Below are 22,098 nucleotides of genomic sequence, written 5' to 3' on the forward strand. Positions count from 1 at the left end.
GTAAAGCTTATTTTGAGGTTGAAATTTCACTTTTTTGCATTTTGCAAAATACGAAGGATGTTTTATGAGACTAAATACTTCTAGCGCTCTTAAAATGGTTGCGTGGGTTCCACTTTTAATCATTTTTGTCGTTGCGTCTTGGTATTTGTATGATGCTGCGAGGTTGTATAAAATCAACGAAAACCTCAAGCATAAAGTCGATATCTCAGCTGCTTTGTATGACTTCTACGAGGAGTTTGCCAAAGAGCGTGGTATCACAGCGGCGTATCTAGGTAGCGGTAACAATGTCGGTCTTGGCTCTGTTCTTAAAACACAACGCGCCAAAACTGATAAAGCATGGCAAGATTTCCTTGACTATCACGCTCAAACACACGAACAAGACAATGCTCTTCACCAACTTTTCATCGAGCACTCAGAGGCACAATCTGCTGCGATTAATCAAATTACAAATTTGATCGGCAGACTTCCTGAGATTAGAAAGAGCATTGATAATCGTGACAAAGTGTTCGTTGAGTTATTCGAGGAATATTATGATAAGTTTGACGAGCAATTGGCTGCCTTCCGTGATACTATCAACGAAAACTTGTATTCAGCCGATGTTGGTACTCTATCGCTTACCCTTGCAAACATGTATGACACGATCTCTGGAACAGCTGCGGTTCGCGATGTTAGTATCGAATACATCATCTCAGGTAGCCCACTTCCTAGGGAAGAGATTGATCGCTGGAAAGATCACGCATGGACATCAGAAATGCCTGACCTAGTCATCGCTACTCACTATGCTGCTACTGGCGAAGATATCGCTATCAAGGGCGAGCTAGAAGAGTATTTCGCTAAACCTGAAAATGAGCAAATCGCTGAAAATGCACAAAATGCAATGAGAACGATTGAAACTCAATTAGCAACTGGCGAGTATGATATTCCATTTAACGAGTGGTTTAGTATCCAATCTAAAAAATATGCAATGCTAGATGAAGCTGTTAAAATGGCTTCTAACGCACTACAAGAGCGTGTTGATATTCACTCAGCGCAACAACTTCAAACATTGATTTTCGCTGCTGCTGCGTTCTTGCTATCACTTATCCTAGTTGGTTTCTCAATCGCCGTCGTTAGACGCATTAACAGAAACATCAACGACCTTGGAAGGGTTCTTGGTAGAGTTGGTGAGCTTTCTAACAACAACGAGCAATTCGATATCAACACAGCTGACGGTATCGACAAAGCCTACTCGCTTATCGAGGACGCGATTGACTTCATTGCCTTGCAAAAAGCAGAAGCCGAGGATGCCAACAAAGCGAAATCTATCTTCCTTGCAAATATGTCACACGAGATTAGAACTCCGCTTAATGGTATTATCGGATTTACAGAGTTGCTCAAAAACACAGATTTGGACGAAGAAAAACGCGATTATGTCGATACAATCGAAAAATCATCTGAAAACCTTCTAACCATTATTAATAACATTCTTGATGTTTCTAAAATCGAAAGCAATAAAGTTGAGATTGAGGATATTTTATTCAACCCAATTCAAGATTTCGAAAGTGCTGTTGAGATCTACGCTGCAAAAGCTGCTGAGAAAAACATCGATATCTTGCTTTACATTGACCCTACATTGGTTCATCACCTATACGGCGATATTACTAAGATTAAAGAAGTTCTTATCAACCTTATGTCAAATGCCGTTAAATTTACACCAGAGCAAGGTAGCATTGCTGTTAATATCGTCAGAGAAGAAGAGAAAAACCCTGGCGAAGCTATCGTAACATTTAGCGTCGAAGATACAGGTATCGGTATCTCTGAGGATAAACTAGCAAATGTATTTAACGCCTTCTCACAAGCTGATTCTACAATCACTAGAAAATACGGCGGAACCGGTCTTGGTCTAACCATTTCATCTAAATATGTTGCGATGATGGGTGGTAAGTTACAAGTTAAATCAACAGTTGGTAAAGGAACGAAATTCTTCTTTACATTGCCACTTAAAGAGACTCAAAAATCAGACGCAGAAGAGATGTTTGCTCACATCAGTGGCTTAAATTTCGCACTTCTAGCAGATCCTAACGATGTAATGTATAGCGATGTCGTTAAGAGATATGTAAATAATCTAGGTGCAAAAATTTCAGTCTTTAATTCAAGCGCACAACTTCGCTCTGCACAAAACAACAACTCTTTTGACGCGTTGATTACTAGATTTAAAAACTATGGCGATGTAAGCAATACTACGATTTTACCTACAATCCTAACTCTAAAACCAAAAGAGTTACAAAGTATTAGCATTACAAACCCTAGAATTTTCACTCTATCTGAGCCAGTGAACTTATCAAAACTAGGCAAAACAATAGATAAAATTCTAAAATCTGGTTCATTAAAAGCTAGACCAGCGGCAGCAGCAGCGGCAGCGCCAGTAGTAGAAGAGCCTAGCCTATCTGCTATCGCTGATGAATCACCAATTATCCCAGATATCACTCTTGATGAATCGCCAATCGTCGAGGAAAGCCCTGTCGTAGAAACTCCGATAGTTGCAGAAGAGATGATTATGGAAGAAGCTCCACTAGCCGTAGAAGAACCAAAAATAGAAGAACCAAAAATAGAAGAGCCAAAACCATCTAGCTCATCAGCAGATGAATTGCGTGCAATTTTACAAAACAGACACAGAGGCACAGCTAGCGAAGCAAGCTTCGTATCTACACCAGAGCCTGCAATCTCAGAGCCGGTTGTAGAACCTAGCGTAAGCATCGAGCCTGAAATTCCAGAGATTAGAACTGATATTTCTGATATCACTCTTGATATCCCTGAAACACCAAATGTCGAGGTAGAAATCCCTGAGATTACAATTGAAGAGCCAGTTGTGGCACCAGTTGTAGAACCAGAAAGCCAAGAGATTGAAATTTCAGATATCGAAGCTCAAATCAGCGAGCCAGAAGTAGCAATTCAAACTCCTGAGATCAAAGTAGAAGCTCCAAGCGTAGAAGTTAGCGCTCCTGTGGTAGAACCGGTCGTAGAGCCTGAGCCAGTAGTCGAGCCAGTTGCTGCGGTTGTAGAACCAGTAGTAGAACAAGCAGTTGAGCCAGTCGCAGAAAAAGTAGTCGAGCCAGCGGTAGAGACAGTCGCTCCTGCCGCAGTAGCTACTACACAAAGAGTAATCGAAGAAATCATCGAAGTTCCTGTTACAATCTACGAGGAAGTTCAACAAGAAGAGACAATTATGGTTGAAGAGGAAGTTGAAGTCGAAGAGGAAGTTGAAGTTCCTGCTGAGCACAATCCAAACGATGACAATGTTCCTATGGTTAATCGCAAATACGCTGCTAAAATTCTAATCGCAGAGGATAATGAAATTAACCAAAAACTTATGAAGCACACATTAAACAGCTTCGAAATGGATTTAACGATCGTAGAAAATGGCTTGCTAGCACTAGAAGCTAGAAAATCAGGCGAAGAGTATGATTTGATTTTTATGGATATTTCAATGCCTGTAATGGACGGTATCGAAGCAACAAAACAAATCAAACAATACGAAGCAGATAACAACCTACGCCATATCCCAATCGTAGCCGTTACAGCTAACGCGCTAAAAGGCGATAGAGAGAAATTTATGGCAGCTGGTTTAGATGAGTATTGTACAAAACCGATCAAAAAAGACATTTTGGCCAATATGCTTAATGACTTTATCGGTGACAAACGCTCTGACGCGGCTCCTGCTGGTGGCACAGTCAAACAAATAGTCAAAAAACTTGTAAAACGCCAAGTTCCAAAAACTATTTTAAAAACCGTGAAAGTGCCTAAAACGATAATGAAACAAGTTCCTAAGAAAACTATCGTTAATGAGCCAGTAGCACAAGCTGTCAAAGCAAAAGATGTCTTGATTTGTAAAGCAAATGTCATGGAAAGCAAAATTTTCGCAAGCATTTTGAAACACCAATACAAAGATGTTGATATGGCTGCGAATTTTGAGCAACTAATTTCTATGGCGACTAACGATAGCTACAAATTGGTATTGATAGATAAAAAACTAGCTGGTATTGATTTCGCTGCCCTAGAAAATCTACACCAAAAAGCGCCAAATACAAATCTAGTATTGTTCTCTAACGACAACGACGAGAACCCTGCATTTAGCGAAGTTGTTACTTACAATATCACTAAATCTGGCCTAGAAAAACTTGCGCAAAAATATATATAAGGGATAGTTGATGAAAGAATTAAAAGTTTTGATGATTGATGATGACCTTATAAATTTGAAACTATTAGAAGTTATGATAAAAAAATATGGTAAATTTACCACAATCCTCCAAGCCAAAAACGGCTTGGACGGATTGGCTGTATTAGAGGCAGAGCCAGTGGATTTAGTCCTACTTGACATCGTTATGCCTGTAATGAACGGCTTGGAATTTTTAGATAACTTGCATTCTAGGGAGCATATCGCACATATTCCTGTAATAGTTTTGACCACAGATGAAACTGCAAAAAGAGAGGCTTTAAATAAAGGCGCGTATGACTTTATGACTAAGCCAATCGATTATTCAGATTTACAACGCAAGCTAGATGATGTTATGAACATAATCGGTGATTAATTTCACCGATTTTGTCCTTGTAGCTCAGCTGGATAGAGCGCAAAATTCCTAATTTTGAGGCCGTGAGTTCGAATCTCGCCAGGGACACCACCTATTGAATTTCAAATAAAATTTATTAAAATTTAACCCCTTTATAAAGCACAAAACGCTATAATCGCGCCAAAATTTTAAGGCAAAATTTTAAGGATAATAGTGAAAATCGCACTTTTTGGCGGGAGTTTCGATCCGCCTCATGCCGGACACGACGCGATAGTAAAAGAGGCTCTAAGCGCAAATTTAGCCGATTTGCTAGTGATTATGCCGACTTTTATAAATCCGTTTAAGTCCGAATTCGCAGCCCCTCCGAGCCTACGCCTAAAATGGTGTCAAAGCCTTTGGGGAGAGCGCGAAAATATCCTTATTAGCGATTATGAAATCTCGCAAAACCGCAAGGTTGCGACTATTGAAAGCGTGAAATTTTTAAAGCAAAAATTTAACCCCAGCCAAATTTACCTCATCATCGGCGCAGACAATCTCGCCGAACTTGAAAAATGGCAAAATTTCGAGCAGTTGCGAGATTTGGTTTGCTTCGTGATCGCCACCAGAGAGGGCGCTAGTATCCCCACAAAATGGGCAAATTTGCCAAAAATTAATATTAATGTTAAAATCTCGTCTTCATCTTTTCGCGAAAATTTAACTGGCGAAATTCCAGCGCAAATCAAAGATGAAGTAATAAATTTTTACAAAGGAAAAAAATGCAAGAAGTAAGACAAAGAGCCGAAAAAATCGCTCATATCCTAAGCGAAAAAAAGGCCGAAAATCCCCAAATCATCGACATGAGCGAGAAAGAATACATAGCTAAATTTGTAGTCATCGCCACGACCTTTACCGGTCGCCACGCATACTCGCTGATTGAAGAGATGAAAACCACTCTCAAACCAGCTGGCGAGGAATTTTTGGCGATTGAAGAAGGCGATGATTGGAGCGTGGTTGATTTGGGCGATATAATCGTGCATCTTATGAGCGATACATACCGCGCCAAATACGATATCGAGGACTTTTTAGCAAAACTTAAAAAAGAAGAGTTCTAATGGAGCGTCAAACTTGGAGTAACAAACTCACCTATATCCTAACCGTCGCAGGCGCAACAATCGGCTTTGGTTGCACCTGGCGTTTCCCGTATTTAGTCGGCGAAAACGGCGGTGGGGCGTATGTTTTTGTGTTTTGTGTAGCGATGATTGCGCTTGGAATTCCAATGATTTTGGTCGAAAATGTCATCGGACGCAGGGCGCTAAGAAATTCAGTCGATGCCTTTGGTGTGCCAAAACTTAATGGCGAGAAAATCTCGCAAAAATGGAAAATCGTAGGCATTATGGGGCTAATTGGCGCGTTTGGAATTTTGGCTTATTATATGGTGCTTGGTGGCTGGGTTCTGACATACATTATCAACATAATCAATGGAAATTTCAATCTCTCCGCCCCGATAACAGACCCAAAATTTACGGAAAATTTCTACAACGCAAATATCGAAAACAACCCACTTTGGATCGGAATTTACACATTTATTTTCGTCAGCATTAACTGGTATATCCTAAAAAAGGGCATAATAGATGGAATCGAAAAATTTGTCAAATTTCTCATGCCGGCACTTTTTTTGTGCTTTATCGCGGTTATTGTTACGAATTTGACCCTGCCTAGCGCGACAGCGGGCGTGGGATTTTACCTTAGCATTGATTTTGCCAAAATCACGCCAAAACTTCTAATCGATGTGCTAGGGCAAGTATTTTTCGCCCTATCTTTGGGATTTGGCGTTATGATTACCCTTTCTAGCTTTTTAGACAAGGAAGAAAATTTAATCCAAACCGCCACACTCACAGCCGTGATAAACACGATAATTGCGGTGCTTGCGGGATTTATGATTTTCCCTGCGCTCTTTTCTGTGGGTTTAGAGCCTACAAAGGGCACAAGGCTAGTGTTCGAATCCCTACCTATCGCGTTTTCGTATATGCCATTTGGCAATCTAATCGGCGTCGTGTTTTTGTCGATACTGCTCATCGCAGCGCTTACCACATCGCTTACGATTTATCAGGTTTTGATAAATTATGTCGAAGAAAAATTTAACCTCACCACCATAAAATCCACAAATATCGTGCTTTTAGCTATTTTTGTGCTAGGAAATATCCCTTGCATACTTTCAAGCAATATCTTGGGCGATGTGCAAATTCTATCTCGCTCGATATTTGACGCTTTTGACTTCGTGAGCGCAAATATTTTCTTTGTCTTAACAGCCTTGATGTGTAGCCTTTATGTGGGCTGGGTGCTAGGCGATGACGCCGTGTATGAGCTCACAAACGGCGGCAAACAAGGCGCAGGTTTAGCCAAAATTTGGCTAGTGTATGTGCGCTTCGTGCTACCACTAATCATAGCGGTCGTCTTTGTGTATGGAATTTTTGGATAGAAATTTATGATTTTATTTTTTCTTACAATGTTTCCGATTTCGCTAATGCCGGGCATTAATATGATTTATGCGCTAAATTTAGGCATGTCGCATGGATACGCGCGCTCGCTTCCTGCACTGATTGCGCAAACTATCGGCATTGCGCTCGTTTCGCTTGCTTGCATTTTAGGCATTGCTGGGCTTTTGATAACGCACCCAAGCGCACTTTTTGTAATCAAGGTTTTGGGCGGAATTTACATTTTATACCTTGGAATTTCACTTTTTAGAAGCAACGGAAAATTCGAAGAAAAAGAGCAAAAAATAGAAAAAAATTTATTCGCGCAAGGCTTTGTGATTTCTACGACAAATCCCAAAGCATGGATATTTTTCGCCGCGATTTATCCTAAATTTATCAATGCTAACCAAATTTTGGGTTATTATAATTTCGGCTTAATCGGCGTAATGTGTCTAAGCGAGATTATCGCGCTTAGCGTGTATTCGCTTGGCGGAACGATTTTGAAAAATTTGCTTAAAACACATTTGCGATATTTAGAGATTTTTTGCGCGATTTTAATGTGCGTAATCGGAATTTTGATGATTTTTAGATGATTTAAGGAGGGAAAATGGCAGAGAGGTATGAAGGCTACAATTTTAGGCTAAAAGATTCACTTTTAGGCGTGCAGTTTCTGTTCGTAGCATTTGGCGCGCTAGTTCTTGTGCCGATTTTGACAGGACTTGATACTAATGTCGCGCTATTTACAGCTGGTATCGGAACGCTTGTCTTTCAGCTTTGCACGAGAAAGCAGGTCGTGCCGATATTTTTGGCTAGTTCGTTTGCGTTTATCACACCGATAACTTTCAGTGTATCACAATGGGGCGTGAGTGCGACAATGGGCGGATTAATGGCGGCAGGTTTGCTCTATGTCGCACTTAGCTTTGTGGTTAGATACAAAGGTGATGGCTTCATACACAAGCTCTTGCCCCCAGTCGTCGTGGGCCCCGTCATCATCGCAATCGGCCTAATCCTAAGCCCGACGGCTGTGAATATGGCTATGGCAAAGGACATCGACGCAATCCCGCAAACCACCGCGCTTATCATCGCTTTTATCTCGCTAATCGCCACGATAATCGCCATAATGTTTGGCAAGGGTATCATCAGGCTGATACCGATTTTATCTGGTATTTTTGTAGGATACATCGCCTCGCTGTGCTTTGGGATCGTGGATTTCTCGCCCATTAGCAATGCAAAGTGGTTTTCCGTGCCAAATTTCAGCGCACCAAGCTTTAATCTAAACGCGATTTTATACATGCTTCCAATCGCCATAGCCCCTACAATCGAGCATATCGGCGATATTTTGACGATTAGTAATGTAACAAAGGAAAATTTCTTAAAAAACCCAGGACTTAAAAACACGCTTTTAGGCGATGGTTTGGCGACCACGGCAGCTGCGTGTTTTGGTGGTCCGCCAAATACGACTTATAGCGAAGTTACGGGCGCTGTGCGCTTAACCAAAGCCTTCAACCCAGCCATTATGACATGGACAGCCATAACTGCGATTTTGCTTGCATTTGTGGGCAAACTAGGGGCATTTATCGCCACAATCCCGGTGCCTGTCATCGGCGGAATTATGATTTTGCTCTTTGGAATCATCGCTTCTGTGGGCATGGAATCTCTCATCAAAGCCAAAGTCGATCTGTCAAATCCGCGAAACATGGTCATAATCTCGCTAATCTTGGTCGTTTCAATCGGCGGGTTGGTGCTGGATTTTGGTTTTGCTAAATTTAGCGGAATTGGCCTTGGAGCAATCGTGGGCGTGGTTTTAAATTTAGTCCTACCAAAGGTCGATAAAATCGAAGAAATGGACTTCGAGCAGTTAGAAAGCGACGAAGAATAAACTCAAAATTTAAAGATAAATTTGCAAAAATTTATCTTTAAATTCCTACTAAAATTCCAAATAAAACAAAATTTGTAATAAATTATAATTATGTAACATTTTAAGCAAATTTATTGATTTAAATCAATAAATTTTTACTAAATCGTGCTAAAATACCAACTTAACAAATTTTAAATGAAAGGAGTGCTTTGATTACTAACAAATCATCACAGAAAAAGCCTTTTTCTGTAGCCGGCCTCATTCTTTCAGCCTTGATAGGCTTAGTGTTTGGCTTCGGTGTTTTTACATTTGTCTATGCAGACGGCCTAGTGCATCTTAGCAAAGATCCAATCGCCTGTAAAAAATGCCATGTCATGAACCAAGTCTATGAGAGCTGGGAAAAAGGTGGTCACCAGCATGTCGCTACTTGTGGTGATTGCCACTTGCCACACGACTTTGTCGGCAAATGGCTAATGAAAGCAGAAAGCGGTCTTCACCATGGCTATGCTTTTACTTTCAAGGACAACCCGGTAGCTTTTTCAGCTAGCCCTAAGAGCAAAGCAATCGTGCAACAAAACTGCATCGAGTGCCATAAAGAGTATGCTGAACCAGCGATTCACGCTAAACAAGCAGGTGGCTCAGATGTCCAAAACGAAGCCCTTAGTTGCGTATCTTGTCATAGACAAGCCGGACACGCCCATAATTATTAAAATTTAAATAGGAGTACCATAATGAAAAAACTTTTTGCTACCGTTTTTGTCATCGCGGCACTTGCAGGTGCTGGCGTCCTTGCGCTTTTCGCTGACATTAACAGTAAAAAAAATGAGGATAGAGAATATCCACTAATGCTTACTAAAAACGACGATACTGTTCCAAATATCCAAGAGTGGGGTAAAAATTTCCCAAGTCATCTTGATATGACTTTGAAAATGAAAGACATAAATTTCGAGACTGATTGGGCTGGTTCATTACCATACTCAAAACTTCGCCGCTTCCCAGCTGCTAGCGTATTTTGGAAGGGCTATGCGTTTGCGGTAGATTACAATCGCCCAAGACTTCACTACTATTCACAAATAGATCAAATGGAGACTAAACGCAACAACAAAGAGTATCTAAATTCTCACGGATTGCCTAAATTTAACGGCCAACCAGGATATTGTATGAACTGCCACAGCGGTCATATCATGGCTATAATGAGCGATCCTGATTATAAAGAATTACACGATCCAGCTACTCGCCCAGAGTCATTTAACCAACCAATGGGTTATTTCGACAATGACAAAGAAAATGGCGTATTCAAAAAAGAAGCATGGACAAAAATGAACTCTATCCCATACTTCGATGTTGTTAAAATGATCACTAAAAAACACGGCGAAGATCCTCACGGCGGCGCTCAACTAGGTTCAGCCTGTGCAGATTGCCACCACCCAGATGATATGAGCCTACGCGTAACTCGCCCAGGATTTGTAAATGCAATGGTTGAGCGCGGTTATGAAGCAGATCCCAAATCAGGTATCAAAGGCACAAGAGTAGAGATGAGAAACTATGTTTGTATGCAATGCCATGTCGAATACTATCCAGGCATGAACTCTACACTAGTTTTCCCATGGGCTAAATGGAAAAAAGATGAGCCTTTCAAAATCGAGAATTTCGATGAATACTACGATGAGAAAGCTGCAAATGGTCAATTCAAATTCGACTACAAACACAAACTAACTGACGCTCCAATCGTAAAAATGCAACACCCAGAAGCAGAGCTATACTCTACAAGTATCCACGCTAGAAGCGGTGTAACATGCGTCGATTGCCACATGCCATACAAACGCGAAGGTGCTAAGAAAATCACAAATCACACTATCCAAACACCTTATGCTGACATCACTGGTGCTTGCAAAACTTGCCACATGCAAAGCGAGCAAGAGCTTAAAGATAGAATTTCATTTATCCAAAATCGCTATGCGTTCGAGCTTAGAAAATGCGAAAACAACCTAATGGCATTTATCCAAGATGTCGTTACAGCACGCGAAGAGCTAGCTAAACACGAGCAATTCTCAGGTCTAGATGCTGACGCTCAAAAAGCAGCTATCAGCGAGGCGCTAAAAGATGTTCTAGCTTACCACAGAAAAGCTCACATCCGCTGGGACTTCGGATTTAGCGAGAACAGCTACGGATTCCACGCTCCACAAGAAGCAAGCAGAATCGTAGGCCAATGCCAAACTATCGCAAGAGAGGGTCAAGCAGCACTTGTTAATGCCCTAGCTCCATACGGTATCACAATCGCTCTACGCCAAAACGCAGACGAGATTCCTGAGCCAGAGGTTATCACATCTCACAACTACCCAACAGCGATTGATCCTTCTGATAGACTCAAAAAACTTGACGAGGATATCAAAAATATGAATTTCAAATAATCTTTGATTGATTGAAATTCAGCTGCCCCGAGCAATCGGGGCATTTTTTTTGCCCTAAAATTTTAAAATTTAACCTTCACAAAAGCACTATTTAACGCTAAATTTTGTATAATCGCCAAATTTTATTTTTGAAGGACGCTTATGAACGCAAAGGCATATTTTGGCGCATTTGGAGGGCAGTTTGTCCCAGAAACTGCGATGTTTGCGCTAGAAGAGTTAGAGGAAGCTTACAATAAAATTTCAAAAACCAAAGAATTTCAAGACGAGCTAGCAGATTTGCTGAAAAACTACGCCGGTCGCCCTAGCCCGCTTTACCACGCTACGCGCCTTAGCGAGCATTACGGGCATGAGATTTATCTCAAACGCGAGGATCTAAACCACACTGGCGCGCACAAAATCAACAACGCCCTAGCCCAAGCCTTGCTCGCCAAAAAAATGGGCAAAAAAAAGGTCATAGCAGAAACTGGCGCAGGTCAGCACGGCGTGGCGACTGCGACAGCTGCGGCACTTTTGGGTTTGGAGTGCGATGTTTATATGGGCGAGACTGACGCGGCTAGACAGCAGTTAAACGCATTTCGCATGAAACTGCTTGGCGCAAATTTAGTCACTATTTCTGACGGATTAAAAACGCTCAAAGAGGCCACCACAGCGGCAATTCAAGCATGGGTAAATGAGATTGAAAGCGTGTTTTATGTCATCGGCTCAGCTGTGGGACCGCACCCATACCCTGCTATGGTGCGCGATTTTCAGCGCATTATCGGCGACGAAGCCAAAGCGCAGGCCACAGAACTTGGCATAAAGCCTGATTTCGTCATCGCCTGCGTGGGTGGCGGAAGCAACGCGATTGGAATTTTCACTGCGTTTTTAGATGATGAGAGCGTAAATTTAATCGGTGTCGAAGCCGCAGGTCTTGGCGTGGATACCCCTTATCACGCAGCTACTATCACAAAGGGCAAACCCGGCATAATCCATGGCATGAAAACTATCGTTTTACAAAACAAATACGGCATGATCGACCCGGTCCATAGCATTTCAGCAGGTCTTGATTATCCGGGTGTGGGCCCACAGCACGCGCATTTGCACGATATCGCTCGCGCCAAATACGCAGCCGTCACAGACGATGAGTGTATAAACGCGCTTAAACTTTGCTCGCGTTTAGAGGGCATTATCCCTGCGATTGAGAGCTCGCACGCCCTAGCCTATCTCGAAAAACTCTGCCCAAATTTGAAAGAGAAAAAAACCATAATCGTAAATGTCAGCGGACGCGGTGATAAGGATATGAACACCGTAATGAATTATCAAAAAGGAACAATCTATGGATAAGATAGCAAGCGCATTTAAGGGCAAAAAGCCAAATATCGGCTACATCGTCGCAGGATACCCAAGCGTGGCGCACACGAAGGAATTTTTATCAAATTTAGACGCTGGCGCGCTTGATTTGCTAGAAATCGGCATACCATACTCAGACCCAATCGCCGATGGCAAAGATATTTTTAACGCTAGTTTTAGCGCCGTGCAAAATGGCGTTACCACAGACACGGTGTTTGAAATTTTAGGCGAAGTAAAGACGCAAAAACCGCTAGTTTTTTTGGTGTATTACAACCTGATTTTCGCTTATGGTGTGGAAAAATTCATCGAAAAATCCGCGCAGTGCGGGATTAGCGGATTTATAATCCCTGATTTGCCATTTGAGGAAAACGAGGAAGTATTTGCTCTGTGCCAAAAATTTAACCTTGCCCTAATCCCACTAATTAGCGTTACTAGCGAGCATAGAGCCACGAGGCTTTTAAGCAGGGCGAGTGGATTTATCTACGGCGTGGGCGCGATCGGCGTAACCGGCACGAAACAAACCCCGCTAGATAGGCTAAAAAACATGGTCGCAGACCTGCATAAAATGAGCGATTTGCCAGTGGCTATTGGCTTTGGAATCCGCACCAAAGAAAATGTTTCAGAAATCAAATCCTTTGCTGACGGCGCGATAATCGGCACTGCGATTGTGAATTTGTGCGCGAAATTTAGTGGCGCCGAGCTACAAAAACAAATCGCAAATTTATTTGAATAAAGAAAGAAAAAAATGAGAAAACTACTTTTAATCTTACTTGCAAATTTCGCCCTCGGGGCAAATTTATTACAATACGAAATCTTCAACAACGACGACAGCGTCGATATTGTGCTCTCTTTCGACTCGTCGTATGAGCCAGATATCACGCGCACGATCGACGGGCAGTCGATGAGCCTAGTGCTAAAAAACCTAGGCAGCGAAGAGAAATACAACGAAATGCGCACTAACCAAAAGGTTTTGCGCGGATTTACTATCGCGCCTAAGGGCAACAATGTCGAAATCAACTTCCCCACAGGGGCGAATTTAATCGCAAATGCGATTTCGCAAGACGCGAAATTAAAGCTCTCAATCAATATCAAAAACCCAAATTTCGACCAAAGCCAAATGAGCGTTTCGCCTAGCCAAAGCGAAACCGAGCAAGAAAAACCTAGCTCAAATTCTGGCCTTGGCTGGATACTGCCCGGCATTGTCATTTTGCTACTAATCGGCGCAGTAATGGTGCTCGTGCGCAAATTTAAGGGATTTAAAGGGCGCAAAAGCATAGATGATACCTGGGAGCAGTTTAACTCATCTGTGCTAGAACGCCAAAACAGCGACGAGAGCGAGGATACAGGCGCGCAAGGTAGCGAGCGCAACTATGAGGCGCGGGCAAATTTCGACGATGAAATCAGCGACGAAGTAGCCCAAAACATATCCTTCACCCAAGAGAGCGAAAAATCGTGGCAAGAACTAGCCCAAAGCGACGAAATAGAGGAAGTCATAGCAGAGGAATACGAGCCACGCGACGATGAAATGAAAGAGAAATTCGAAGATGAATTCGAGGAAGTCCCGCAAAACACTGCGCCGAAAAACAGTGCGCCGAAAAACAGTGCGCCGCAAAGCTCATTTAGCTCAGAGCTTAAAGAGCGTTTGGAGGCTAAAAGCGATAAAATTTCAGCCTTTGAAAGCGTTTTGCGAAATGAAATCAAAGAGAGCGTGAGCGCAAGCCCTAGCGATATCAGCGTCGAGTTTGTCAAAGAAATCGACGAAAGTAGCACCGCTGTGGTGTTGAAATTTGCTGGCAAAAAACACCTTGTCGTGCTCAAAAACTCAAATATCATCGAATAATTCTAAATTCAGGGCGAAATTTGGCTAAATTTCGCCTTTTTTATCTTTTTATCAACTCATATTGTAGCTTTTATGCTTTTTCAAATTCTACATAATTTTAGAGTTTGTCACAAATTTGGACAACTCATATCTTTTGTATCGTAAAAATTATATATTTTTTGCATTTTTTACAACACACAAATTTTTTCAATAATTTTATTTATTTAAATTTGCCATTTTTTTATATATCAAAAATTCAAAAAATAAATTAGCGTAAATCAAAATAATCACATAGATATGTATGACAAAAATAAAAAGCCAAAATAAAAAAGTAATTGATTCTAGGCTCTTCATTATAAATTCTATATCTGAAACAATGGCTAAAAAAACAAAATAAAAATTTGGGACAAATATAAGCAAAATCGCAAAAACGCTGACCAAAAAATCATCATTATTACTCAATTTGTAAAAAACATAATAGGTTTTGTATATAAAAATACCGCCAAATAGGTAACCTAAAAAAATAATAATATTAATCAGCAAACTATCATCAGATCCAAAATTGCGAAAATGCAAATAGCTCGCCAACATAATAATCAAAACTCCAATCAAATATAAAATCCAAGAATTTTTGTTTTTTGCAGTTTTTGACATTATGTAAAATTGCTTTGTTTTGATTAAAAGCACAGAAAATAAAGCAAAATAAACCAAACCTAAATTTGTAAAGATTGTATCCGGGAGAAAAATTATACACAAAACACAAACGCTGACTATAAGTAATTGAATATGTATATATCTCTTATATTTTTTTAAATCAGTTTTTATTAAGTGCATTGTTCAAATTCTTTATATTTTTCTATATTATTCTAAATCCTGCTTCTTTTTCACGGCCTCGTAAATTTCATCTACGCTAGTTAAATTCTGCTCGATAAATTTTTGCGCACTTTGGCGGGTTTTGCGCCCGAAAATCCCGTCTTGCTTGGCTCCGACAGCCTTTTGGATAAAGAGGATTTTCTCTTTTTGACTGATATTTGCGCTATCGTTTGCGTCGCGGATTATCACGACGCTGTAATTCCCCTCGTCCTTTATCGCCACGGGCGCGCTCGCAGTATTTTCAGAGCCAAATTTCGCGCACAGCTCGCTAGCTAAATTTTCAAATTTGCCCGCAAGCGCGATTTTTGGGACGCTGTTTTTAGCCGCTAGTGCCCCATACACGCCACCAGCTAGCACAAAAACAGCCAAAATTTTCGCAAATTTCACAAACGCAGGGCGATTTCGCAGACTTCTGCGGTATTCGCTTGGGATTTCGCGCTGTTTTATCAGCGTCCAAACGCTACTTAGCCCCCACAGCACCGCACCACACACGCCCGCAGCCAGAGCGAAAACACACAACGCGCCCAAAATCCCCACTAGCACGCTTTTGCCTAGCGCCCCCGCCATAAATCCACACGCCCCAAGCGCACCTAGCACCCATACTATCGCGCCTAGCACGCTCCACACAAAGCGCGAGTGCGTAGGCGAGACCCTATCTAGACAGCCCCTTATCATCGCGCTCATATTTTGCGCCATTTCATCGCCGATGAAGCCATCGCATGAGCGTTTTACGATATTTACAGCCTCGTCCTCGCTAGGATTTGACGCGCTAGCGATTTTTTTCATCGCGCTATCAAGCGCGGGTTGGGCAGAGTATTTCTCGAAAAATCCATAAGCCTGACGCGCGCTCATACCGCCTTGGGATTGAATTTTGACCAAATTTATGGCGTCATCGGCGAACAAATCATCGAAAATTTTAGGCTTTATAAAGATACTAAGCGGATCGCCAAAGCCCACCAAAACATAATTTTTATCAAAAATTTCAAACCTTAGCTCGACCACCTTGCATTTGCCGATATATTCGGCCTCGCACGCACTTTCGCTAAGCTCTTCCCCACTTTGGGTAAAGGCAATTTTGCTAGCAATAAATTCTAAATTTTGCGCGCACAAATACGCCAAAAATTCATCATTATAAGCGATTTGGCGCAGTCCGATTCTAGCGCTTGCATTTGCATTTGCACAAACGCTTCTAGTGCGGATAAAAAAGCCATTTCCCGCGCATACTTCGCAATCGCTCCAACCAGCCCCGTCGCAGGCTTTGCACTTCAATTTCCCTGTGGCAGCGCATTTTTGGCACTCTTCATAGCCCGCGCCACCGCATTTTTGGCAAGTTTGCACGCCCTCGACCATTTTGGTAGAGCCGTCGCTTTGCTCCCTAATATATGTGGCTGGGATCTGACCTGCGCCTGCGCAGACAAAGCAGGGTTGTTTGCCCGCTCCCTCGCATGCTGGGCAATCTTGCGTGCCCGAACCTGCGCATTTTTTGCAGGCGATTTTGCCCTCTTGGGCGCATTTTTCGCAACCCTCATAGACGCTAAATGGGCTAAATGAATAATACCTTTGCTGTGCTTGCGCGCTTGCGATTGCCGAATTTGCGCCCTCCCTTAGCGAGCTAAGCAAAATTTCATGCAGTTTTTGGCTGTTTTTGGCCTCGCTCATGCACTCGCTTGCATGCGCTTCAAACCCCGCTCTATCCTTGCCAAAATGAATTGAGGCGTTTTCTCCGCCAGCTACGACCTCATCGCTAAATTCGCCGTCAAATCCCCATTTAATGGAAATTTTGACCTCGCTAGGGAAAAAGTCCCCCCTAGCATTTCGCAAATCGCTAGCCTTGGCAGAGTTTTTGTCGATTAAATTTTGTAATTTTTGTATCAGTGCTTCGTATATTTCGTCCATTTCATCGCCTCAAATTTAATCCCTAATTATAATCAAATTTAGCTTTATTAATTTTCAAATTTCGCCCACCAAGGCGCAACTAGGATAAAAATTTTGTTTTATAAGCAAATTTAAATTATAATCGCTTTATAAAAAAGGAAAACGGACAAAATGAAAAAACCAATCCCCATAAACGAAGAAATTCGCCTAGAACCCGATCGCTACATCGTATCCAAAACCGATACCAAGGGCTTTATCACCTTTGCCAACACCTATTTTTGCTATATTTGCGGATACAGCGCCGATGAGCTTCTAGGCTCGCCACACTCGATTATACGCCACCCAGACATGCCACGCCTCGCCTTTAAAATGATGTGGGACGAGATAAATCAAGGGCACGATTTTATCGCGCTGGTTAAAAATTTAGCCAAAGACGGGCGGTATTATTGGGTAATGACAGAGTTTCGCCCATATCGCGATCCCCTAAGTGGCGAGATTTACGAGCATACCGCATACCGCAAGGCTCCGCCTCGCTCTGCGATTGAGACAATCGCGCCGATTTATGCCAAGCTTTTGGAGGCTGAAAAAACAGGCGGGATTAAGGCTAGCAAGAAAATTTTGGACGAGCTTTTAGCTAGCAAGGGCAAAACTTACAAAGAGTGGATTTTGGAACTTACCCTGCGCAAAGATACATTTACCGATAATTTTTTCCGCACGATGAGAAATATCTTTAACCGCGGCGAAATTTGAAATTTTGCATTATTCATTATAATTGTGAGAAATGCGAAGCATTTCCGTAAAAATAAAACCAGCTAAATTTTAAAAAGCGTTGCTTTTTAAGAAGTGTGAGTGAGGGAGAGATGATGAAAAATACAAATTTAGATTTACTAATTGCGTGAATTTTAAATTCAGAGGCAAGTTTAAATTTGTGAATTTAAAAACAAAATTTCGTATCGCAGATAAACGATACGACCTGAATTTGAATTTGCAAAAAAATTTATTTTAAAGGATTAAATTTGGAAAAGTTAGAAAAGAATTCGGAAATCGATATAAAAAATTTAAAATTTGAAAATGATGAAAATTTAGAAAATAAAAACGAACCAAAATTGCTTTACAGATTAGATAAAAGAAAGCCTTTATGTGTGGCGATTGATTTATTTTTCTGCTTATTAGTATTTTGGTTACCGTTACTTTTTATAATTGCCTATAAAATTCATTTTATAAGTTTAATTGCTTTATGGTTTGAGATTTTTATTTTGCAAATTTTATATTCTGTTTTGTTTTTTGATTATGTTGAAATTTATGAAAATAAAATAGTTTATGCTGATATATTTGGTTTGAAATATATTTTAGACAATAATGAACTATATAGATATGGGTCTCATAGCAGATTAAGCCCTGAAATTATTTTCATTATGAAAAAGAGAAAAATAAAAGTATTTATGATATTTCCATTTATAATAATTTCTAGTTTAACATTTAAACAACGCAACGAATTAATGGGTAATATAATGAAATTCGAATTAAAAAAATTTTAATAAAGGAGACCTTATGTCAAAAACTATACAAATCAATGCTAAATTTAGGTTGAATTTTGAATTTAAATTTCCCTAGATTGCTTCGGCGATAAATCGCCTCGCAATGACAGCAAATTCGCGCACTTTAAATTTTAAAGTCGTAGATTGCTTCGTCGCTATCGCTCCTCGCAATGACATAGCGAGCAAAATTTGCATAATCTGTCATTGCGAGAATTTGCGTAGCAAATTCGAAGCAATCTACGAATTAAAAATTTAAAGTCAGTTTTTTTGCAAAATTTGCCTAAATTACTTCGCGCGTTGCGCTTGCAATAAGAATAATTTCGGCTCAGTATTTTGAAGTTTGCGCTAGCGGAATTTGGAGAAAATGGCTAAATTTAGCCTTTGCCAAATTTAGCCCAAATTTTAAAATTTAGCCGTTTTTACGGGCGAATTCGTTCATAAACTCCACGAGAGTTTTGACATTTTGCACTGTGATTGCATTGTATAGCGACGCACGGATTCCACCTAGCACGCGGTGTCCTTTGAGCCCAATCATACCAGCCTTGCTAGCCTCATCGATAAATTTCGCCTCGATCTTGGCCCCGCTTGCGATATTAAAGCTAATATTCATCAGGCTTCTGCTATCCGCTCTCGCATGCCCAGCGTAAAATCCGCCGCTCGCGTCGATTGCCTCGTATAAAATCGCAGCCTTTTGCTCGTTGCGCTCAGCCATTTTAGCTAGACCGCCAATCTCGTTTTCGATCCACTCTAACATCAAATCAAGCATATAAATTCCAAAGGTATTTGGGGTATTATACATAGAATCGGCGTTTGCTTGGGTTTTGTAGCGCAAAATCATAGGGGTACTGGTATCATCAGCCCTATCAAGCAAATCCTCGCGGATCGCCACCATTGTTACGCCTGCTGGGCCACCGTTTTTTTGGATACCACCATAAAACAGCCCCACGCTTGAAATATCCACAGGCCTAGAAAACAAATCGCTCGAACTATCCACGACTAGCGGGCATTTGCACTTTGGTAGAGCCTTATACTGCGTGCCATAAATCGTATTATTCGAGCAAATGTAGCCATAATCGGCGTCGTCGCTGAATTTCACCTCTGGGATATGGTCGAATTTGCTCTCTTTGCTACTTGCGATTACGCGGTGATTTATGCCTAAAATTTCCGCCTCTTTTATGGCTTTGTTCGTCCAATTGCCGGTGTTTGCGTATTCGGCGTAGCCTGTTTTTGTCATGAGATTCATAGGCACTTGCGCGAACTGCAAACTGCCACCGCCTTGCAAAAACAAAATTTTGAAATTCTCGCCAAAGCCATAGAGCCGTTTTACGCGCGCCATTGCGCTATGTAGGACTTCCTCAAAAATTTTGGTGCGGTGAGAAATCTCGATAATCGAATATCCATGACCCTTGTAGTCGGTAAATTCGGCCTTAGCGTGCTCTAAAACGCTTAATGGAATCGTGCTAGGACCAGCGCTGAAATTAATAACTCTGCTCATTTTCTCTCCTTTTAAAATTTATTCTAAAATTTGTGCGTTCTTTTGCGAATTTTGCGATATGATTACGATTTTATCGCCACTTTGTAGCTCTTCTAGGCTGATTTTTTTGCCATCTTTTTGAATTTGCACTAAATCTTTTGTGAGTTCAAAATAGCTTGCTTTTTGTTTTAAAATTTCGTTTTTTAGCTCGATTTGGTGAGTTAAATTTGCAAATTTGGCGTTGATTGTGTTTTTAAATTTAATCTCTAAATTTTGCAAATTTAATAAATTTTGCGTGATTTTGGTATCCACGGACTTGCTTTTTAGCTCGAAATATCGCATTTTAAGCTCACTATGCAAATTTGCGATTTTTTCATTTATAAATTTTTTCAAATAATTTTCCGCGCCGTCTAAATTCTGATAAAGCGTGGAAATTTCGGGCAATAAATCCACCATAGCCGCTGTTGGCGTGAGCGAGCGATGATCTGCGACAAAATCGCTTATGCTAAAATCTATTTCGTGTCCCACAGCCGAAATTATCGGCGTTTGCGTTGCGTAAATTTCGCGGGCGAGCATTTCGTCGTTGAAGCACCACAAATCCTCTTTGCTACCACCTCCCCTTGCGATGATAATCGCGTCATACCCAGCGCTATCAGCCCTGCGCAGTGCCGATATGATCGAGCTTGGCGCGCTAGTTCCTTGCACCAAAGAGTTGTAAATATCAATTTTAAGCATAGGAAATCTATCGTTTGCTACTCTAAGCATATCCGCGCACGCAGCCGATCCTGCGCTTGTAATAAGCGCGATATGGCGCGGAAATTTCGGAAGCGGTTTTTTGCGCGACGCGTCGAAAAGCCCCTCGGAAAAGAGCTTTTCTTTAAGCGCATTAAAGCGCATTTCTAGTTCGCCAGCCCCAGCTTCTCGCATTTGCGTTACTTGGATTTGATACGCACCTGAGGCCGGATAAATCGTGAGTTTGCCCGTTAGCACGACACGCATGCCGATTTTTGGCGCGAAATTTACCCTTTGATTGGCGAAGCGAAACATAGCGCAATTAAGGGCTGAGTTTTCGTCTTTTATCGTAAAATACCAGTGTTTGCTTATACTTTGCTCGCTAAATTTCGAAATCTCGCCCTCGACCTCGATACCAGCAAAGGTAGTTTCTAGTAGCGCTTTGGCCTTTTCATTGACTTCGCTGACGCTAAGCATCGCGCACCTTTTTGGCGATAAAAAGCGTGCTCACATCGAAGCTAAATCCCTTTATCACAAGTGGCTCAAAGCCCGAATTTATGAGCTTTTCTTTGAAGCTTGCGGTGTCTAAGAAATTGCCGATTGAGCTTGGCAAATACTCGTAAGCTTCCTTGTTTTTCGAAATCGCGCCACCGATTAATGGCAAAATTTTGCTGACATAAAAATCGCGCATTTTAAATACTAACCCGCCGTTTTGGGCTTTGGTAAATTCTAGCACCACGACTAAGCCACCTGGCTTTATCACGCGGTTAAACTCGCGCAAAGCTTCATCTAGGGCCACCACATTTCGTATGCCATAGCTGATACTTACGATATCCACGCTAGCGTTTTCTAGCGTCGTTTGCGTCGCAGTCGCGGTGATAAAGGTGTGGTCTTTGAATTTCTCTTTGGCTACGCCTAGCATACCAACGCTTGGGTCAATTCCTATGATTTGCTCGATTTTAACGCCGTGTTTTGGGGCTAATTCCTCCCAAATTTTAATCATATCGCCAGTTCCGCACGCTACATCGGCGATTTTTACGCTTTTGTTTTTGCAGTATTCAAGCGCCGCTCCCACGCCTGCTTTGCGCCACGAAGTATCCACGCCAAGGCTGATTGCGCGGTTTGCCTTGTCATAAGTAGGCGCGATTTCATCGAACATTTTTATGATTTTTTCTTGTTTTTCCACGAT

General features: G+C 41.5%; 19 protein-coding genes and 1 tRNA gene. 15 read left to right on the plus strand and 5 right to left on the minus strand.

Translation table 11 applies throughout. The annotated features are described in order from the left end of the window. The first annotated feature begins 64 nt into the window (after window positions 1-64). The 13 genes from OFN73_RS02775 (at window position 65) to OFN73_RS02835 (ending at window position 14,438) form a co-directional block, all read left to right on the plus strand. Window positions 65-4,177, plus strand: coding sequence for an ATP-binding protein (locus tag OFN73_RS02775; RefSeq protein WP_270862136.1), 4,113 nt, complete (start codon window positions 65-67; stop codon window positions 4,175-4,177). Window positions 4,178-4,187: 10 nt separating this feature from the next. Then, window positions 4,188-4,568, plus strand: coding sequence for a response regulator (locus tag OFN73_RS02780; RefSeq protein ID WP_270859672.1), 381 nt, complete (start codon window positions 4,188-4,190; stop codon window positions 4,566-4,568). Between the two features lie 13 nt (window positions 4,569-4,581). Beyond that, window positions 4,582-4,658 (plus strand) — tRNA-Arg (locus OFN73_RS02785). A 102-nt stretch (window positions 4,659-4,760) separates the two neighbouring features. Further along, entirely contained in the window at window positions 4,761-5,315 is a 555-nt protein-coding gene (gene nadD / locus OFN73_RS02790; protein WP_270862137.1) for a nicotinate (nicotinamide) nucleotide adenylyltransferase, read from the plus strand. Beyond that, on the plus strand, window positions 5,303-5,638 hold the full coding sequence (gene rsfS, locus OFN73_RS02795) for a ribosome silencing factor (protein WP_270859674.1): 336 nt from the start codon (window positions 5,303-5,305) through the stop codon (window positions 5,636-5,638). The genes nadD and rsfS overlap by 13 nt, the downstream gene beginning before the upstream one ends. Then, window positions 5,638-7,005: a sodium-dependent transporter gene (locus OFN73_RS02800; protein ID WP_270862138.1), complete on the plus strand. Its 1,368-nt coding sequence runs from the start codon at window positions 5,638-5,640 to the stop codon at window positions 7,003-7,005. The genes rsfS and OFN73_RS02800 overlap by 1 nt, the downstream gene beginning before the upstream one ends. Window positions 7,006-7,011: 6 nt before the next feature. Continuing rightward, window positions 7,012-7,593, plus strand: coding sequence for a LysE family translocator (locus tag OFN73_RS02805; protein ID WP_270862139.1), 582 nt, complete (start codon window positions 7,012-7,014; stop codon window positions 7,591-7,593). A gap of 14 nt (window positions 7,594-7,607) precedes the next feature. After that, window positions 7,608-8,879, plus strand: coding sequence for a uracil-xanthine permease family protein (locus OFN73_RS02810; protein ID WP_270862140.1), 1,272 nt, complete (start codon window positions 7,608-7,610; stop codon window positions 8,877-8,879). A 188-nt stretch (window positions 8,880-9,067) separates the two neighbouring features. Further along, complete coding sequence (gene nrfH / locus OFN73_RS02815) at window positions 9,068-9,568, plus strand: cytochrome c nitrite reductase small subunit (RefSeq protein ID WP_270859678.1); 501 nt, start codon at window positions 9,068-9,070, stop codon at window positions 9,566-9,568. A 21-nt stretch (window positions 9,569-9,589) separates the two neighbouring features. After that, window positions 9,590-11,269, plus strand: a complete 1,680-nt coding sequence (locus tag OFN73_RS02820) for an ammonia-forming cytochrome c nitrite reductase subunit c552 (RefSeq protein WP_270862141.1) — start codon at window positions 9,590-9,592, stop codon at window positions 11,267-11,269. A 141-nt stretch (window positions 11,270-11,410) separates the two neighbouring features. Next, window positions 11,411-12,592: a tryptophan synthase subunit beta gene (gene trpB / locus OFN73_RS02825; protein ID WP_270859680.1), complete on the plus strand. Its 1,182-nt coding sequence runs from the start codon at window positions 11,411-11,413 to the stop codon at window positions 12,590-12,592. Then, window positions 12,585-13,331 carry a tryptophan synthase subunit alpha gene (trpA, locus tag OFN73_RS02830; protein ID WP_270859681.1) on the plus strand — a complete coding sequence of 249 codons (747 nt, stop codon included), beginning with the start codon at window positions 12,585-12,587 and terminating at the stop codon, window positions 13,329-13,331. Before trpB ends, trpA begins: the two co-directional genes overlap by 8 nt. Window positions 13,332-13,343: 12 nt before the next feature. Next, window positions 13,344-14,438 (plus strand): hypothetical protein, encoded by a 1,095-nt coding sequence (locus tag OFN73_RS02835; protein WP_270862142.1) that lies wholly within the window; start codon window positions 13,344-13,346, stop codon window positions 14,436-14,438. A 195-nt stretch (window positions 14,439-14,633) separates the two neighbouring features. On the opposite strand, the gene OFN73_RS02840 is transcribed toward OFN73_RS02835, so the two are convergent. Both OFN73_RS02840 and OFN73_RS02845 read right to left on the minus strand, forming a co-directional pair. Then, a complete protein-coding gene (locus OFN73_RS02840) occupies window positions 14,634-15,071 on the minus strand; it encodes a hypothetical protein (protein WP_270862143.1) in 438 nt (145 codons plus the stop codon). A gap of 207 nt (window positions 15,072-15,278) precedes the next feature. Further along, window positions 15,279-17,186, minus strand: coding sequence for a zinc finger-like domain-containing protein (locus tag OFN73_RS02845; protein ID WP_270862144.1), 1,908 nt, complete (start codon window positions 17,184-17,186; stop codon window positions 15,279-15,281). Window positions 17,187-17,336: 150 nt separating this feature from the next. Here OFN73_RS02845 and OFN73_RS02850 point away from each other — a divergent pair, with 150 nt between their 5' ends. Both OFN73_RS02850 and OFN73_RS02855 read left to right on the plus strand, forming a co-directional pair. Beyond that, window positions 17,337-17,915 carry a PAS domain-containing protein gene (locus tag OFN73_RS02850; protein WP_270862145.1) on the plus strand — a complete coding sequence of 193 codons (579 nt, stop codon included), beginning with the start codon at window positions 17,337-17,339 and terminating at the stop codon, window positions 17,913-17,915. Window positions 17,916-18,181: 266 nt separating this feature from the next. Further along, window positions 18,182-18,703: a hypothetical protein gene (locus OFN73_RS02855; RefSeq protein ID WP_270862146.1), complete on the plus strand. Its 522-nt coding sequence runs from the start codon at window positions 18,182-18,184 to the stop codon at window positions 18,701-18,703. 409 nt (window positions 18,704-19,112) lie between these two features. Here the strand turns inward: OFN73_RS02855 and serC are convergent, their stop codons facing one another. The 3 genes from serC to ubiE are packed head-to-tail and all read right to left on the minus strand — an operon-like array spanning window position 19,113 to window position 22,095. Then, window positions 19,113-20,198 (minus strand): phosphoserine transaminase, encoded by a 1,086-nt coding sequence (serC, locus tag OFN73_RS02860; RefSeq protein ID WP_270862147.1) that lies wholly within the window; start codon window positions 20,196-20,198, stop codon window positions 19,113-19,115. 18 nt (window positions 20,199-20,216) lie between these two features. Continuing rightward, a complete protein-coding gene (gene xseA, locus OFN73_RS02865; protein ID WP_270862148.1) occupies window positions 20,217-21,386 on the minus strand; it encodes an exodeoxyribonuclease VII large subunit in 1,170 nt (389 codons plus the stop codon). Continuing rightward, window positions 21,379-22,095, minus strand: coding sequence for a bifunctional demethylmenaquinone methyltransferase/2-methoxy-6-polyprenyl-1,4-benzoquinol methylase UbiE (gene ubiE / locus OFN73_RS02870; RefSeq protein WP_270862149.1), 717 nt, complete (start codon window positions 22,093-22,095; stop codon window positions 21,379-21,381). Before ubiE ends, xseA begins: the two co-directional genes overlap by 8 nt. Window positions 22,096-22,098: the final 3 nt, after the last annotated feature.

The sequence above is a fragment of the Campylobacter sp. JMF_14 EL1 genome, assembly GCF_027737585.1.
Classification (GTDB): Bacteria; Campylobacterota; Campylobacteria; order Campylobacterales; family Campylobacteraceae; genus Campylobacter_B.

Bases quoted from the DNA above. Each gene is read 5' to 3' on its own strand.
- OFN73_RS02775 (WP_270862136.1), top strand. From the start codon at position 65: ATGAGACTAAATACTTCTAGCGCTCTTAAAATGGTTGCGTGGGTTCCA.
- OFN73_RS02805 (WP_270862139.1), top strand. From the start codon at position 7,012: ATGATTTTATTTTTTCTTACAATGTTTCCGATTTCGCTAATGCCGGGC.
- OFN73_RS02780 (WP_270859672.1), top strand. From the start codon at position 4,188: ATGAAAGAATTAAAAGTTTTGATGATTGATGATGACCTTATAAATTTG.
- OFN73_RS02850 (WP_270862145.1), top strand. From the start codon at position 17,337: ATGAAAAAACCAATCCCCATAAACGAAGAAATTCGCCTAGAACCCGAT.
- trpA (WP_270859681.1), top strand. From the start codon at position 12,585: ATGGATAAGATAGCAAGCGCATTTAAGGGCAAAAAGCCAAATATCGGC.
- trpB (WP_270859680.1), top strand. From the start codon at position 11,411: ATGAACGCAAAGGCATATTTTGGCGCATTTGGAGGGCAGTTTGTCCCA.
- serC (WP_270862147.1), bottom strand. From the start codon at position 20,198: ATGAGCAGAGTTATTAATTTCAGCGCTGGTCCTAGCACGATTCCATTA.
- OFN73_RS02820 (WP_270862141.1), top strand. From the start codon at position 9,590: ATGAAAAAACTTTTTGCTACCGTTTTTGTCATCGCGGCACTTGCAGGT.
- OFN73_RS02835 (WP_270862142.1), top strand. From the start codon at position 13,344: ATGAGAAAACTACTTTTAATCTTACTTGCAAATTTCGCCCTCGGGGCA.
- OFN73_RS02810 (WP_270862140.1), top strand. From the start codon at position 7,608: ATGGCAGAGAGGTATGAAGGCTACAATTTTAGGCTAAAAGATTCACTT.
- OFN73_RS02800 (WP_270862138.1), top strand. From the start codon at position 5,638: ATGGAGCGTCAAACTTGGAGTAACAAACTCACCTATATCCTAACCGTC.
- rsfS (WP_270859674.1), top strand. From the start codon at position 5,303: ATGCAAGAAGTAAGACAAAGAGCCGAAAAAATCGCTCATATCCTAAGC.
- OFN73_RS02840 (WP_270862143.1), bottom strand. From the start codon at position 15,071: ATGTCAAAAACTGCAAAAAACAAAAATTCTTGGATTTTATATTTGATT.
- xseA (WP_270862148.1), bottom strand. From the start codon at position 21,386: ATGCTTAGCGTCAGCGAAGTCAATGAAAAGGCCAAAGCGCTACTAGAA.
- OFN73_RS02845 (WP_270862144.1), bottom strand. From the start codon at position 17,186: ATGGACGAAATATACGAAGCACTGATACAAAAATTACAAAATTTAATC.